This window comes from Pseudomonas sp. FW300-N2F2, from assembly GCF_017351655.1.
Classification (GTDB): domain Bacteria; phylum Pseudomonadota; class Gammaproteobacteria; order Pseudomonadales; family Pseudomonadaceae; genus Aquipseudomonas; species Aquipseudomonas fluorescens_AA.
In genome coordinates this window covers 92,613-107,984 of sequence record NZ_JACNDQ010000004.1, presented here as the reverse complement: position 1 = coordinate 107,984, position 15,372 = coordinate 92,613, and the positions used below count along the sequence as shown (strand labels likewise).

Here is a 15,372-nt window from a genome sequence, read left to right as displayed (position 1 = left end):
AGCTTAGGAGTCCGATAGCAGGCTTGGTAAAAAGTCTGCGACAAGGAGAAAGTGAAGATGGCCAAACGTATCCAGTTCAGTTCCAACGGCGGTCCCGAAGTGCTCGAGTACGTCGACTATCAGCCGGCCGAGCCGGGCCCGCAGCAGGTACGCGTCAGCAACAAGGCAATCGGCCTGAATTTCATCGACACCTACTACCGCAGCGGTCTTTATCCGCCACCGGCGCTGCCTTCGGGCCTGGGCGCCGAGGGCGCGGGCGTGGTCGAGGCCATTGGTCCCGGCGTCACGCGGTTCAAGGTCGGCGACCGGGTGGCGTATGGCAGCGGACCGCTGGGGGCCTACAGCGATGTCCATGTGTTGCCCGAAGCCAACCTGGTGCATCTGCCCGAATCCATCAGTTTCGAACAGGCCGCCGGCGTGATGCTCAAGGGCCTGACCGTGCAATACCTGTTGCGCCAGACCTATGAGCTCAAGGGTGGCGAAACCATCCTGTTCCACGCCGCCGCCGGTGGCGTGGGCTCCTTGGCCTGCCAGTGGGCCAAGGCCTTGGGCGTGAAGCTGATCGGTACCGTCAGCTCGTCGGAAAAAGCCGCCATCGCCAAATCCCACGGCGCCTGGGAAACCATCGACTACAGCAAGGAAAACGTCGCACAGCGCGTGCTGGAATTGACTGACGGCAAGAAGGTGCCCGTGGTGTACGACGGGGTTGGCAAGGACACCTGGTTGACCTCCCTGGACAGCGTCGCCCCCCGTGGCCTGGTGGTGAGCTTCGGCAATGCCTCGGGGGCGGTGGACGGTGTGAACCTGGGGATTCTTTCGGCCAAGGGCTCGCTGTACGTCACCCGCCCGACCCTGGCGACGTACGCCAACAATGCCGAAAACCTGCAGCGCATGGCCGATGAACTGTTTGGGATGATCAGTAGCGGCAAGCTCACGGTGGACATCAACCAGCGTTATCCACTGGCGGAAGCGGCCAAGGCCCAGACCGAGCTGTCGGCGCGGCGCACGACGGGGTCGACCATTCTCCTGCCTTGAGCTACAGGGACGAAGGTGTCCAGCAGAACCTGTGGGAGCGAGCTTGCTCGCGATAGCGGTGTGTCAGTCAATATCAATACTGGCTGACCTGACGCCATCGCGAGCAAGCTCGCTCCCACAAAGGTTTTGCAGTGTCCACAGATCTGGCATTCGCCACAAATTCCTGTGGGAGCGAGCTTGCTCGCGATAGCGGTGCGTCAGTCGATATCAATACTGGCTGACCTGTCGCCATCGTGAGCAAGCTCGCTCCCACAAAGGTTTTGCGGTGTCCACAGATCTGGCATTCGCCACAAATTCCTGTGGGAGCGAGCTTGCTCGCGATAGCGGTGCGTCAGTCGATATCAATACTGGCTGACCTGTCGCCATCGCGAGCAAGCTCGCTCCCACAAAGGTTTTGCAGTGTCCACAGATCTGGCATTCGCCACAAATTCCTGTGGGAGCGAGCTTGCTCGCGATAGCGGTGCGTCAGTCGATATCAATACTGGCTGACCTGTCGCCATCGTGAGCAAGCTCGCTCCCACAAAGGTTTTGCGGTGTCCACAGATCTGGCATTCGCCACAAATTCCTGTGGGAGCGAGCTTGCTCGCGATAGCGGTGTGTCAGTCAATATCAATGCTGGCTGACCTGACGCCATTGCGAGCAAGCTCGCTCCCACAGGGGTTTTATGCAAGATGCAGAATGGGGTGCGGGCTCAGTCCGGTCGCACCACTTTCCCGGTAGCCAGGTCACGAATCACGCTGGGGTTCTTGCGCCCGCCCAGGTTGCCGCCCAGTACCAAGTCGATCTGCCCACGGAAATACTGCTCGACGCGAATCCGCGTGCGCGCCGCCGGGCGCCCTTGGGGGTTGGCCGAGGTGGACACCAGCGGCCCGACCAACGAGCACAAGTCGCGCACGGTGGGATGATCGCTGACCCGCAGCGCGACGGTGTCGTGCACGCCGGTGATCCATTCCGGCAGCAGGTTCTGGTGTGGCACCAGCCAGGTATTGGGCCCCGGCCAGGTGCTGGCCATGCGGTCCATCCAGGTTTCGGGGAAGTCTTCGAACAGGAAGTCGAACTGGTGGATGTTGTCAGCCACCAGGATCAGGCCTTTGTCGGGCAGCCGCGACTTGATCGCCAGCAGGCGCTCCACCGCCTCCTCGTTCCACGGGTCACAACCCAGGCCCCAGACCGCTTCGGTTGGATAGGCAATCACCGCCCCGGCGCGAATTTCTCGCGCGGCTTGTTGCACACGCCAACTGTTGACCATGAAAGTTTCTCCCGCAACGCAAATAAGGCTGTGGGCAGTTTACCGATCTTCCCCATAAAACCTAGCGTGCAAACCAGCGCCCATTGTCACAGGTGGCGCGTCCTTCCATTTCCAGCTCGGTCAACGCTGCCAACACTTTGGGCAAGCCCCAGCCGCTGGCGTCGGCCAACGCCTCGCTGCTCAACGGCGCGGCGTGCAGCAGGCGCAGCAGCGGATGGGTCACCGGCTCAGGCGTCGCGGCCAGCGGCAACTGCTGCCAACCGCGCAACGCTTCGAGGATGTGCTCGACGGTTTCCACCAGCGCCGCACCGTCGCGGATCAGCTGATGGCAGCCCCGGGCGCCGGGGTGATGGATCGATCCAGGAATGGCATACACCTCGCGGCCCTGTTCCGCCGCCAGTCGGGCGGTGATCAGCGAGCCGCTGGCGACACTGGCTTCCACCACCAGCACCCCCAGGGACAAACCGCTGATGATCCGGTTGCGACGCGGAAAGTTGCTGGCGTGGGGCGGCGCGTCCAACGGAAACTCCGACAGCACCGCGCTGCCGTGGGCAATCATCGCGTCCGCCAACCGACGATTGCGCTGTGGATAAAAATTTTCCAGGCCGGTGCCCAGCACGCCGACGGTGCGCCCGCCAACGTCCAGCGCCGCCTGATGGGCCGCCGCATCGATGCCCAGGGCCAGGCCGCTGGTGATGACAAAACCGGCCCCGGCCAGGCTGCGGGAAAACGCCGCCGCGGTGTCCATGCCCGGCCGCGATGCCCGGCGACTGCCGACCATCGCCAGCTGCGGTTTTTCCAGAATGGTGGCGTCGCCAGCGACGAACAGCAGCGGTGGCGCGTCGCTGATCTGTGCCAGCAGCGCGGGGTAATCGGGTTGGTCCCACATCAGTAAATGCTGGCCCGCACGCTCTAGCCAGGCCAATGCGTGGGCGGCGCCGTCACGCACATCCGGGTTGCGTCGCGCCTCGGCGCAGGCGATGGGCAGGCCCAGCGCTCGCCAGGCGCTGGCCGGTGCACTGATGGCTTTGGAGGCCGAGCCGAAGGCCTCCATCAGGGTCATGAAACGCTTGGGACCGAGTTCCGGCAAGCGGTGAAGACGTAGCCGGGCCTCCAGTTCCGCAGGGGAAACCGGAGCAGATTCAGGTAATGACATGCGATCATCCTTGACCGTTATAAGCCCCGTACAAACGGGAACAAGCTGTGGATAACTCTGTTGGTAACTTGTGAGACCCGTTACGGATTACGGACCTTGTCGAGCACCGACAGCGAGCGCGAGGCGTACAGCACCAGACCGTAGCTGAGCTTGTCGTAGGTGCGGAACACCATCAGCAGGCCGGCCTGCTCATCGGGGATTTTCACCGGCTCGCCGGTGATGCGGTCGCGCACGGTTTCACCGGTCTTCATCACCGCCAGCACGTTGCCTTCGATCAGCCCATCGCGGCGGCCCTTGTTCAGGGTGACCACGTCCAGCGCGCCGATCTGGGTCACGCCCCGGGGCACGTCCAGGATCAACCCGTTGATGTCCGATTTTGGCGCGCTGGGCATGAAGGTCGAGTTGATCGAGCGCTCTTCGCCGCTGAACAGGCGATCACCCAGGCGCACTTCCTGGGTGGTGCGTTGCAGGGCCAGGGTGGTGACATCGCCCTCGGTGGCGACCACTTCGCCGCCGCCGATGTCGTCGGCGTTGATGCCCAGAAATTCCTTGGTCTCGGGGTCGGTGTAGACCTTGCCCTGGCGGAAGATGCCGTAGGCCGACTGGTTCGAGTCGAATGTGCCACGGGCGAAGACCCGATCCCCCATGCCGCTGAGCACCCGCTCGGCATTGCCGGCGACGACGTAGGGCGCCTTGTCGAAATCCTCAGGCGTGTCGACGATGCGGTTGCTCAGCAGGAAGCTGTTGATGGCTTGCAGCGGAATGCTCGGGATGGCGTCGGCCACCGGCGAACTGCGAATGCGCGGCGACAGCTTGATGGTGCCGCGGGAGGCGCCGCGATTGAGGGTCAGGCGCGGCTGGCCGTTGACGTAGACCAGCGACAGGGTATCGCCCGGATAGATCAGGTTGGGGTTTTCGATCTGCGGGTTGGCCTGCCAGAGTTCGGGCCATTTCCACGGCTCGCGCAGGTATTTGCCGGAAATGTCCCACAATGTGTCCCCCGTCACCACCGTGTATTGCTGGGGAAAACCTTCCCGAAGTTGCACTTGCCCATGCGCGATACCGGCCGAAGCCAGGAACAGCAGGGCGAGTAGTGATTTCCTCATGCGGTGAATCCCTTTATTATGTGCGTTCGCGTGAAACGCCAGAGCCCCCGTGGCTCGCTGCCCTGCGGAGCTGTTTTCCCCAAGGGCAACGTTTTACAACGGTAGCCTGCATCCCAAGACACGCCAGGCCAGCCACCCGACTTTACCTCACACGTGCATTTATCAAGCTTATGGCCATTTTGAACATTCTCGAATTTCCGGACCCGCGCCTGCGCACGATCGCCAAACCGGTGGCCGTAGTGGACGACGAAGTGCGTCAGTTGGTCGATGACATGTTTGAAACAATGTATGAGGCGCCAGGCATCGGCCTCGCCGCGACCCAGGTCAACGTGCACAAGCGTATCGTCGTGATGGACCTTTCCGAAGACCGCAGCGAGCCGCGGGTGTTCATCAACCCCGAGTTCGAAACCCTGACCGACGAGATGGACCAGTATCAGGAAGGCTGCCTTTCGGTGCCAGGCTTCTATGAAAACGTCGACCGTCCGCAGAAGGTCAAGATCAAGGCCCTGGACCGTGACGGCCAGCCTTATGAACTGATCGCCGAAGGCTTGCTGGCGGTGTGCATCCAGCACGAGTGCGACCACCTCAACGGCAAGCTGTTCGTGGATTACCTGTCTACCCTCAAGCGTGACCGGATCAAGAAAAAACTGGAAAAACTTCATCGCCAGAATGCTTGATGCCCTCTCTTCAAAGGCTTGCCGCGGCAAGCCTTTTTCTTTTTGCGACTGCTTTGTAATTGAGAGCTTCCCATGACTGAGCCCCTGCGCATCGTCTTTGCCGGCACTCCCGAATTTGCCGCCGAACACCTCAAGGCCCTGCTGGCCAGCCCCCACGACATCGTCGCGGTCTACACCCAGCCGGACCGGCCGGCCGGCCGCGGGCAAAAACTGATGCCCAGCCCGGTCAAGCAGCTTGCCCTGGAACACGGCATCCAGGTGTTGCAGCCGCCGACCCTGCGCGACGCCCAGGCCCAGGCCGAACTGGCGGCGCTGCAACCGGACTTGATGGTGGTGGTCGCCTACGGCCTGATCCTGCCCCAAGTGGTGCTGGATATCCCGCGCCTGGGCTGCATCAACAGCCATGCCTCGCTGCTGCCGCGCTGGCGCGGTGCGGCGCCGATCCAGCGTGCGGTGGAAGCCGGCGATGCCGAGAGCGGCGTGACGGTGATGCGCATGGAAGCCGGCCTGGACACCGGGCCGATGCTGCTCAAGGTCAGCACCCCCATCAGCGCCGAAGACACCGGTGGCAGCCTGCACGACCGCCTCGCACTCATCGGCCCGCCCGCCGTGGTCGAGGCCATCGCCGGCCTGGCTACCGGCACGCTGGAAGGCGAAGTGCAGGATGACAGCCTCGCCACTTACGCGCACAAATTGAACAAGGACGAAGCCCGTATCGACTGGAGCCGCCCAGCCATCGAGCTGGAGCGCCTGGTGCGGGCCTTCAACCCTTGGCCGATCTGCCACAGCACCTTGAACGGCGAAGCCCTGAAAGTGCTGGCGGCCAATTACGCCGAAGGGAAGGGCGCACCGGGTGAAATCCTCAGCGCCAGCAAGGACGGTCTCGTCGTTGCCTGCGGTGAGCAGGCGCTGTGCCTGACGCGCCTGCAACTGCCCGGTGGCAAGGCGTTGAACTTCAGCGACCTGTTCAACAGCCGCCGTGAGAAGTTTGCCGTCGGCACCGTCCTCGGCCAAGCGACGGACGCCTCATGAACCCGCGTCTGGCCGCCGCCAAGGCCCTTGCCGCGGTACTCAGCGGGAAAGCCTCGCTGAACAGTTCCCTGCCGACCCAACTGGACAAGGTGGAAGACCGTGATCGCGGTTTCACCCAGGACCTGGCGTTCGGCACCGCCCGTTGGCAGCCGCGGTTGTCGGCGCTGGCGGCCAAGCTGTTGCAGAAGCCGTTCAAGGTCGCCGATGCCGACGTCGAAGCGCTGCTGCTGGTGGGGCTCTATCAACTGCTCTACACCCGCGTCCCGGCCCACGCCGCCATCGGCGAAACCGTGGGCTGCGCCGACAAGCTGAAAAAGCCCTGGGCCAAGGCCTTGCTCAATGCCGTGTTGCGCCGCGCCCAACGGGAAAGCGAAACCCTGCTGGCCGAGCTGGAACACGACCCGGTGGTGCGCACCGCCCACCCGCGCTGGTTGCAGAAATCCCTGAAAGCCTTCTGGCCCGAGCAATGGGAAGCCATCTGCGCGGCCAACAACGCCCATCCGCCGATGATCCTGCGGGTCAATCGTCGCCACCATACCCGCGACGCCTACCTGGCGTTGCTGGGCGAGGCGGGCATCCCGGCCATCCCATGCCAGTACAGCCGCGACGGCATCGTGCTGGAAACCCCGGGTGACGTACGGGCATTGCCGGGCTTTGCCGAGGGCTGGATCAGCGTCCAGGACGAAGCCGCGCAACTGGCCGCCGACCTGCTGGAGCTGGCGCCCGGGCAACGGGTGCTGGACGCCTGCTGCGCGCCCGGCGGCAAAACCTGTCACATCCTCGAGGCCGAGCCGAAGCTGGCCGGCGTGGTGGCGGTGGACCTGGAAGCCAAGCGCCTGGTGCGGGTGAAGGAAAACCTCGAACGCCTGGGCCTGGACGCCCAACTGATCGCCGCCGACGGCCGCGACACCGCAACCTGGTGGGACGGCAAACCGTTCCAGCGCATCCTGCTGGACGCGCCGTGCTCGGCCACCGGGGTGATCCGTCGCCACCCGGACATCAAGCTCACCCGCCAGCCGGATGACATCGTCGCGCTGGCCACGTTGCAAGGCGAACTGCTCGATGCCCTGTGGCTGACCTTGGAAGTGGGCGGCATGTTGCTCTACGCCACCTGTTCGACCTTGCCCACCGAGAACACCGAAGTGATCGAGGCCTTCCTCGCCCGCACCCCGGGCGCCCGGGAACTGGACATCGCCAGCCAGGCCGGCCTGAAGCAGCCCCATGGCCGCCAGTTGCTGGCCCAGGAAGGCGGGCACGACGGCTTCTACTACGCCAAGCTGATCAAGATCGCCGCCGCACGCGGTTAAGACCGATTCGATAGGAGTGACTGGATGAAAATCATCATCCTCGGCGCAGGGCAGGTCGGCGGTTCGCTGGCGGAACATCTGGCCAGCGAGGCCAACGACATCACCGTGGTCGACACCGACGGCGAACGCCTGCGCGACCTCGGTGATCGCCTCGACATCCGCACCGTACAAGGCCGGGGCTCGTTGCCCACGGTACTGCGCCAGGCCGGTGCCGACGATGCCGACATGCTGGTGGCCGTAACCAACAGCGACGAAACCAACATGGTCGCCTGCCAGGTCGCCCACACCCTGTTCCACACCCCGACCAAAATCGCCCGGGTGCGCGAGGCCGCCTACCTGACCCGTGCCGACCTGTTCGACAACGAAGCGATCCCGGTGGACGTGCTGATCAGCCCCGAGCAGGTGGTGACCAACTACATCAAGCGCCTGATCGAGCATCCCGGCGCCCTGCAGGTGATCGACTTCGCCGAAGGCAAGGCCCAACTGGTGGCGGTCAAGGCCTACTACGGCGGGCCGCTGGTGGGCCAGCAACTGCGCCAATTGCGCGAACACATGCCGAATGTGGAGACCCGGGTCGCGGCGATTTTCCGCCGGGACCGGCCGATCCTGCCCCAGGGCGATACGGTGATCGAAGCCGACGACGAAGTATTTTTCATCGCCGCCAAGGCGAATATTCGCGCGGTCATGAGCGAAATGCGCCGCCTCGACGAGAACTACAAGCGCATCGTCATCGCCGGCGGCGGACAGATCGGCGAGCGCCTGGCCGAAGCCATCGAAAGCCGCTACCAGGTCAAGATCATCGAGATGAACCCGGCCCGCTGCCGTTACCTCTCGGACACCCTCGACAGCACCGTGGTGCTGCAAGGCAGCGCCTCGGACCGCGACCTGCTGCTGGAAGAAAACATCGCCGACGCCGACATCTTCCTGGCCCTGACCAACGACGACGAAGCCAACATCATGTCGTCGCTACTGGCCAAGCGCCTGGGGGCGAGGAAAGTGATGACCATCATCAACAACCCGGCCTACGTCGACCTGATCCAGGGCGGCGACATCGACATCGCCATCAGCCCGCAACTGGCAACCATCGGCACCTTGCTCGCCCACGTGCGCCGCGGCGACATCGTCAGCGTCCACTCCCTGCGCCGCGGCGCGGCCGAAGCCATCGAGGCCATTGCCCACGGCGATGCCAAGTCCAGCAAAGTGATCGGCAAAGCCATCCGCGACATCGGCCTGCCGCCGGGCACCACCATCGGCGCGATCATTCGCGACGAAGAAGTCCTGATCGCCCACGACGACACCACGATCAAGACCGGCGACCATGTCATCCTGTTCCTGGTGGACAAGAAGCACATTCGCGATGTCGAGAAGCTGTTCCATGTGGGGTTGAGCTTCTTCTGATCTGGGATGTGCAGTGACAGAAAGGGCCTCATCGCGAGCAAGCTCGCTCCCCCGGAGGATCGCCATTGCTCACAAATGTCGTGAGCAACCCCAACCCCCTGTGGGAGCGAGCTTGCTCGCGATAGCTATCTAGCAGCCAACCGATCAACCCCTGACACAACAGATAAGGACGCCGCCATGCTCGACTCCCTGGAAAAAATGCTCGCCAAAGGCATGGATAACGCCCTGCTACGCTTCGGCCTGGGCAAAGGCTACCTCGACCTCGGCGAATTCCCCCGCGCCGCCGAACACTTCCAACGCTGCGTCGAACTCGACCCCAAGTATTCAGCCGCGTGGAAACTCCTGGGCAAAGCCCACCAAGGCCAAGGCGACCTAGCGGCAGCCCGCCAAGCCTGGGAACAAGGCCTCGAAGCCGCCCGCGCCCACGGCGACAAGCAGGCGGAAAAAGAAATGACCGTGTTCCTCAAAAAGCTGGATCGCCACCACTGACTTCGCACAAAACCGCTTTTTGTGGCGAGGGAGCTTGCTCCCGCTTGAGTGCGAAGCACTCACAAAAAAGTCCACCACGTTCTCAAGACCAGCCCGCCAACCAGCCAACACTGAACTCCGGCATTAAGGGACTATGTTGCCCCCGGATAAGGACTATCAGGCACCTGCTGTTACCGGGCTCGTGTGCCCCTGGGCAAAGCGAGTCGCCGATGTCTGTAGCAATAGAACAATGGACAAGGTAATCATCAGAAACGGTATCAGCCACGCGCTCTCGATTAATGCCAGTTGCAGGCTTAGGATTAACAGCAAGACCGGCGTTGCGAGGGCGTTCGCCCGGCTAACACACGCACCAACGGCAGCCTCGCTGTAGCGGTAGGCAATCGCTGCTCGGATATGCACCCGCGCACCGCCAAAGGCCATGCCAAGGATCAGCAGGCTTAGAGCCTTGAGCACTAGGGTATCTGGCACCATAAACCATACCGCTGCGGAAATGACGGCCAGCCCGATCAGCCCCGAGAGAAATACCGATAGATTGCGACCGGTATTACTCAGAATGATCAGTACTCCCACTAACGCCATCCCCATGCCAAACACTGCATCCAGCACACCAAGCTCAAATAGCGCCCAGCCATGGCTCGACACATACACTGGAAGCATGAAGTTGAAGGCACCGAGGATTGGCCAGATCAGCACCATTGGCACAAACAGGGTGAGTGGAAGCTTGGCTGGCGCAACTGTCTCGCTAGCCTCTTGTGTCACCACCGAGAGACCATGGCGGATGTAACAAATCGCTGATACCAGCAGGAATCCAGCGCCCAGAAAAATGAAGAACCCCATGCCCGGCAGGATCGGCATCAAGCCGGCTGCCAACAACGGCCCAATCATCAGGGCCGCTTGACCGGTTGCAGTTGTGGCACCACTGATTCGTCTGACAGAGGCTTCATCCATACCGCGCTGAACCTGGGTGAACCACATATCCAAGCTGGCTTCGAGCAGCATGAAAACCAGCCAGACAAAAAGGTTGGCGGCTAGCAATGCAAGGGTGATGTCTCGGCTTGCCCCTACCACCAGGCTGAGACCGGCCAGACAAAACGTAAACCAGCTGCTCATTTTTCGGCCGTTCATTCGCGCCGACAGCCGCTTGATAACCACCGGCGTGATGAAGGCCGGAATGAAGGAGCAAAAGATCGCCAATGCCAAAGGCAAATAACCACCTTCGTTCTGGTTGAGGATGGTCCACGTCAGGGAGACCACCAGTGCCCCGGAACATAGACGGTAAGCCGTTGAGCAGACTAAAAAAATAGCTAATTCTTTTGAAAAATGCTTCATGATGATTTCCCTATCGTAAGCGTTTCGGCATGACGGAAGTGAACGGCATCCTTGAGCGCTGTGAACTACCGCCTGGGCCGTGATAAATGCTGGCCATAGCGTTTTTGTGCACGCTAGAACCCCGTTTTTAAGACGCTTTGAAAGTTAAACTTTGCAACTACATCAACGAGCAAAAAAAAGCGTTCCAAAATGACAAACGAAACGCACTTTTTTTGGGCGGTTTGGCTGCGCCGGCATTGAAGTGGTGCATGCGCTCTTGCGGCAAATTTTAAACCTGAGCAAGGTCGTGTTATCTGTGTATGGCGGTCTTGTTGAACAACTGCTCAATGCTATGTCGTAGGTTGAACAAGATGACGCCGCAGAAAACCAAGCCTATCGATAGAATGACTGTTCCGTTTATCGGGTAGCTAAAGAACAGGTAGGAAATGATTATGGCGAAAAATGGAACCAGCAAGCCTATGGGGGCCACGGTGGATCCGGAATATTTTCTTATGTTGTAGTTCCATATCCAGTAGCCCAGCAGAGTAGTCACGTAAGACTGTGAGATCAGCGACACTATGACTTTGTAGTTCATTACATCCCTCAGGCTATAGAATGCGTCGGCCCCTTCAAAGTACAAGGCAAGAATAAATAGAATTGGAAGGCTGAATAATAAGCTCCAAATCATAAATGGCAGCAGGTCTTTAGGTTTGTACTTTTGAATAATGAACGTACACAAGCTAAAGCAGAAGGCTGCGAGCAAGCAGATAGCGACGCCCAACGGGCCTGAACCCTGATTGTTCTTGATAAGCATCAAGAAAAGACCAGAGAGCGATATTGCGAGGGCGATAATGCTGATGTTGGAAGCTCTTTCCTTAAAGGCAATCAGGCCAATGATAAATGTAATGAATGCGCTGAGCTGAATGATGAGGGATACCGTGCCGGGGGAGGTGCCTGTATATATGGCAATGTTGGCGCACCCCCATATTCCGCCCCCAAACAATATTCCATATGCGGCGAGTACATACGCTGGAATCTTAGGTCTTGGCATGAAAAATACAAACGGGAAGACGCAAAGCGAAAACCTGATGAATGTCATCACGAATGGTTTGATTTGTTCAAGCCCTACTTTGATCAGGGCGAAGTTCCCCCCCCAGATCAGCGCCACTAGCAATAAAAATACGTAATCATGCGGGGCAATTCTTTTAGAACTGTTCATTGGTCAGAATCCACTTTTTAGCATGTCATCATAGACATTGCGAAAAGGTGATATTTTGGTGATTTCCTGCAAGCATTCATCGAAAATCTGTTGTCCCATGGGCGTCAACACCCCGTCCCGCTTGATCTGAGCGGCAGTCGCAAAAAATCTCTTCTCAGCCACCCGCCCTTTCTCAAGTGCCTCCTCTGCTAGTTTTCCAGACGCTATTTTTCCCAAGCCAGACATCGCGAGTGCAATTCTAGCCAGTACGAAAAGTGCGTGAAATATACCTAGCATGGGGCGTGCATCAGGCCTGAATGGCGCTGTGTATAATTCACTCTCTGGATTCAAGACAAACCTGTCGTCTGTGCTTTTTAAAAACAGTCTTAAATGGGCGGCCTCATGGACTACCTGTTGTGCGTAATAGATGGGGCTATGGACTTCATCGGCCCATATCAAAACCAGCCCTAATAAATTGTAACTGCTGGCCGATCTGATATGGTATTCATCACCAGGCCCCGTCAAGACTATTTCATCTATTAAGATCTCAGCCTCATTGTACAGGTCTATCGATTGGGCCTTAAGAAGTTCTATTCCTGTGATTAATTTGGCTTTCTCGATCTCGACAACATCAGCGCCGATGAAACCAATGCTGATTTTACCAGACGCCTCTTCTCTTATTTCATCGACAACCAAGTCAATTTCTTCTTTTCGGTTGTTTTCAGAGAATCCAGAAACCCTGAATCCTTCAGATCCTTGCCTTTCGTTTTGCTTGGCTTCTTGAAAAAAATGCAAGCCTGAATCTGCATCATTAGCTTGCAAGCTCTTGATGCACTTATTGTAGAATGCGAAAGACTTCCAAGGCAGCTTGGTCACAGCGTCGGATTTTTGATAGTCATCATTAAACACGCTTGCCAAGTAGGTCATCGACTCTTTGTATTGATTGAGCAATGCGTAGGAATCTTGGCGATACTCTTCATTTGTGATTAAGATGCTCAATTGATTTCTCCTTGAAACGGACTCTCCATAAAAAGAAGGACCGCCATAGCGATATGGCAGTCCTTCTAATAAATCACCGTCGAAATTTATTCGCCGATAGATTTATTTACGCTCGACAGCGCAACCATTGCAGTCAGGCTCAGTGCGGATTGAGATACGATCAGTTTGGACATATCGAGTTTCATAAAAAGCTCCATCTTTTTGAAAGGTTATGCCATTCGCATTTCATTGCAAGGCAGAGCGAAACTAACATAGCCATTTTGATAAATGACACTATTATTTCTTTGCTCCATATACTCATTTGCTATATTGGATCCAATTTATAGGAATATAGGTTGTTGCTTGGCCGTCGAAGACATGAAAAGGGGACAATGATGAAAAGGGGGTTATTGGCTGGAATAAATTTGTCCCCTTATTTAATGCAAGTATTCGGCGGCATGGAAACTATTGGGTAAGGCCCACCACGGCCAGGGCGACCTACCGGCGGCCCGCCAAGCCTGGGAACAAGGCCTTGAAGCCGTCCGAGCCCACCGCTCCCCGAACACCAATCAACCCACACACAAACCCTGTGGCGAGGGGATTTATCCCCGCTAGGCTGCGAAGCAGCCTCAAACCCCCAGCTCATGAGCTATCCCAATTCACGTATTGACATATCGAAAAACCTCGATATCCTCGCCACATGGACCTACTCGAAATATTCAAAGCCCTCTCAAACCCGACACGTCTCCAAATCCTGAAAGGTTTGAAGGATCCGGCAAAGAACTTCCCCCCGCAGGATGAGGGTGACGTTCACACGGTCGGCGTCTGCGTCAGCAGTATCCAGGAAGGGATCGGCCTGTCGCAGTCAACGGTGTCCGGTTATCTGGCCACGTTGCAACGGGTGGGTCTGGTCGACGTCAGGCGCATCGGCCAGTGGACCTATTACAAACGCAATGAAGCAACCATCAGTGCCCTCGCCGAGATCATTGGGAAAGACCTATAGCGTTTTTTTAACATAGGATATCGAAATATCTCGATATCCCTTTTTATCGATACGAGGAGTTACTATGAAAGCGATGATTCTTAAATCATTCGGCGGTCCTGAATCGTTCGAGCTCCGCGACGTGCCCAAGCCCGTTCCGCAAGCGGGGCAAGTCCTGGTCCGCGTACACGCCACTTCCATCAACCCGCTGGATTACCAGGTTCGACGCGGCGACTATCCCGACCTGGTGCCACTGCCGGCCATCACCGGCCACGACGTCTCCGGCGTGGTCGAAGCCGTAGGGCCTGGCGTGACTTCCTTCGCGCCAGGAGACGAAGTCTGGTACACCCCGCAAATATTTGAAGGGGCAGGTAGCTATGCCGAGTACCACGTCGCGGCCGAGAGCATTGTCGGGAAGAAACCGCCCGAGTTGAGCCACCTTGAGGCCGCAAGCCTGACCCTGGTGGGCGGGACGGTGTGGGAGGCGCTGGTGGTGCGCGCGGCACTCAGGGTCGGGGAGAGCATTCTTGTCCACGGCGGCGCTGGAGGCGTCGGGCATGTCGCGATCCAAGTGGCGAAAGCCATGGGCGCCCGGGTGTTCACCACTGTGCGCGAAGCAAACGCGGAGTTCGCCCGCAACTTGGGTGCCGACGTGATCATCGACTATGAGAAAGAAGATTATGTCGACGCTGTCCTTCGGGAAACCGGTGGCCACGGCGTGGATGTCGTATTCGACACCATCGGCGGCAACACACTGTCCCGCAGCCCCGATGTCCTCGCACAACTGGGCCGCGTCGTCTCGATCGTGGACATCGCCCAGCCACAAAACCTCGTCCAGGCCTGGGGCAAGAATGCGAGCTATCACTTCGTGTTTACCCGGCAGAACCGCGGCAAGCTCGATGAGCTGAGCGCATTGATAGCCCGCGGTCAACTGCGCCCACATGTCGGCGCCGTCTATTCGCTGGCCGACATTCCCCTGGCCCATGCCCGGTTGGAAAGCGCCAACAACGGTCTTCGAGGAAAAATCGCCATTGCCGTCGAGCCATCGCTCATTCCGTAAGTGCCGACTTTAACCAATTCAGAGGTGCGTCATGGTTTACGAAATCGCAGTGCTTCCTGTTCACAAAGAACGCATCGAAACGTTCCGCCGCGCATTTGCCGAAGTCGCTCCATTGCTCACACGGGCCAAGGGTTACGGCGGCCACATGCTGGCGCAAGGGATCGAAACCCCCGAGCAGTTCAACCTGATCGTGCGGTGGCAATCACTGGAAGACCACTCTCCGGGCTTCGAAGCGAGTGAAGACCATCGGCTGTTCATGATGGGGTTGGAGGAATATTTTTCGGAGGAACCGAAGGTTTACCATGTTGAGGGGGCGGCTTTTGAGACCAGCGCGAGCGCCGCAGGAGCCTTATGGCCTTAAAGCAAACAGCCCGTGGCGAGGGGGTTGCGAAGCACT

At 59.0% G+C, this 15,372-nt stretch carries 15 protein-coding genes and 1 pseudogene; 10 read left to right on the top strand and 6 right to left on the bottom strand.

Annotated elements, in window-relative coordinates:
- Positions 1-57: 57 nt before the first annotated feature.
- A complete protein-coding gene (locus J4E63_RS27150; RefSeq protein WP_207283862.1) occupies positions 58-1,035 on the top strand; it encodes a quinone oxidoreductase in 978 nt (325 codons plus the stop codon).
- A gap of 691 nt (positions 1,036-1,726) precedes the next feature.
- On the opposite strand, the gene J4E63_RS27145 is transcribed toward J4E63_RS27150, so the two are convergent.
- The 3 genes from J4E63_RS27145 to J4E63_RS27135 form a co-directional block, all read right to left on the bottom strand.
- The gene (locus J4E63_RS27145; RefSeq protein WP_014335849.1) at positions 1,727-2,284 is read right to left on the bottom strand and encodes an L-threonylcarbamoyladenylate synthase; all 558 of its coding nucleotides are present in this window, start codon (positions 2,282-2,284) and stop codon (positions 1,727-1,729) included.
- A 61-nt stretch (positions 2,285-2,345) separates the two neighbouring features.
- Positions 2,346-3,440 (bottom strand): DNA-processing protein DprA, encoded by a 1,095-nt coding sequence (gene dprA / locus J4E63_RS27140; RefSeq protein ID WP_207283861.1) that lies wholly within the window; start codon positions 3,438-3,440, stop codon positions 2,346-2,348.
- Positions 3,441-3,520: 80 nt separating this feature from the next.
- Positions 3,521-4,546, bottom strand: coding sequence for a LysM peptidoglycan-binding domain-containing protein (locus J4E63_RS27135; RefSeq protein WP_207283860.1), 1,026 nt, complete (start codon positions 4,544-4,546; stop codon positions 3,521-3,523).
- A gap of 170 nt (positions 4,547-4,716) precedes the next feature.
- On the opposite strand from J4E63_RS27135, the gene def reads away from it, so the two are divergent.
- The 5 genes from def to J4E63_RS27110 all read left to right on the top strand — a co-directional run bounded on the left by def (position 4,717) and on the right by J4E63_RS27110 (position 9,449).
- Positions 4,717-5,223 carry a peptide deformylase gene (def, locus tag J4E63_RS27130; protein ID WP_003196300.1) on the top strand — a complete coding sequence of 169 codons (507 nt, stop codon included), beginning with the start codon at positions 4,717-4,719 and terminating at the stop codon, positions 5,221-5,223.
- A 72-nt stretch (positions 5,224-5,295) separates the two neighbouring features.
- The gene (gene fmt / locus J4E63_RS27125) at positions 5,296-6,255 is read left to right on the top strand and encodes a methionyl-tRNA formyltransferase (protein ID WP_207283859.1); all 960 of its coding nucleotides are present in this window, start codon (positions 5,296-5,298) and stop codon (positions 6,253-6,255) included.
- Positions 6,252-7,562: a 16S rRNA (cytosine(967)-C(5))-methyltransferase RsmB gene (rsmB, locus tag J4E63_RS27120; protein ID WP_207283858.1), complete on the top strand. Its 1,311-nt coding sequence runs from the start codon at positions 6,252-6,254 to the stop codon at positions 7,560-7,562. Before fmt ends, rsmB begins: the two co-directional genes overlap by 4 nt.
- Positions 7,563-7,586: 24 nt before the next feature.
- The gene (gene trkA / locus J4E63_RS27115) at positions 7,587-8,960 is read left to right on the top strand and encodes a Trk system potassium transporter TrkA (RefSeq protein ID WP_060739847.1); all 1,374 of its coding nucleotides are present in this window, start codon (positions 7,587-7,589) and stop codon (positions 8,958-8,960) included.
- Between the two features lie 177 nt (positions 8,961-9,137).
- The gene (locus J4E63_RS27110; protein ID WP_192261842.1) at positions 9,138-9,449 is read left to right on the top strand and encodes a tetratricopeptide repeat protein; all 312 of its coding nucleotides are present in this window, start codon (positions 9,138-9,140) and stop codon (positions 9,447-9,449) included.
- Positions 9,450-9,605: 156 nt separating this feature from the next.
- Here the strand turns inward: J4E63_RS27110 and J4E63_RS27105 are convergent, their stop codons facing one another.
- The 3 genes from J4E63_RS27105 to J4E63_RS27095 all read right to left on the bottom strand — a co-directional run bounded on the left by J4E63_RS27105 (position 9,606) and on the right by J4E63_RS27095 (position 12,954).
- On the bottom strand, positions 9,606-10,778 hold the full coding sequence (locus J4E63_RS27105) for a hypothetical protein (RefSeq protein ID WP_219738803.1): 1,173 nt from the start codon (positions 10,776-10,778) through the stop codon (positions 9,606-9,608).
- Between the two features lie 289 nt (positions 10,779-11,067).
- A complete protein-coding gene (locus J4E63_RS27100; protein WP_207283857.1) occupies positions 11,068-11,976 on the bottom strand; it encodes a DMT family transporter in 909 nt (302 codons plus the stop codon).
- 3 nt (positions 11,977-11,979) lie between these two features.
- A complete protein-coding gene (locus J4E63_RS27095; RefSeq protein WP_207283856.1) occupies positions 11,980-12,954 on the bottom strand; it encodes an aKG-HExxH-type peptide beta-hydroxylase in 975 nt (324 codons plus the stop codon).
- A 423-nt stretch (positions 12,955-13,377) separates the two neighbouring features.
- Here J4E63_RS27095 and J4E63_RS31420 point away from each other — a divergent pair.
- From J4E63_RS31420 to J4E63_RS27080, 4 genes and pseudogenes are all read left to right on the top strand, one after another.
- Positions 13,378-13,548, top strand: a pseudogene (locus J4E63_RS31420) (hypothetical protein); the annotation flags it as partial.
- An 85-nt stretch (positions 13,549-13,633) separates the two neighbouring features.
- Positions 13,634-13,936 (top strand): helix-turn-helix transcriptional regulator, encoded by a 303-nt coding sequence (locus tag J4E63_RS27090; RefSeq protein WP_060742867.1) that lies wholly within the window; start codon positions 13,634-13,636, stop codon positions 13,934-13,936.
- 64 nt (positions 13,937-14,000) lie between these two features.
- On the top strand, positions 14,001-14,975 hold the full coding sequence (locus tag J4E63_RS27085; protein WP_207283855.1) for a zinc-dependent alcohol dehydrogenase family protein: 975 nt from the start codon (positions 14,001-14,003) through the stop codon (positions 14,973-14,975).
- A gap of 31 nt (positions 14,976-15,006) precedes the next feature.
- On the top strand, positions 15,007-15,336 hold the full coding sequence (locus J4E63_RS27080) for an antibiotic biosynthesis monooxygenase (protein WP_207283854.1): 330 nt from the start codon (positions 15,007-15,009) through the stop codon (positions 15,334-15,336).
- Positions 15,337-15,372: the final 36 nt, after the last annotated feature.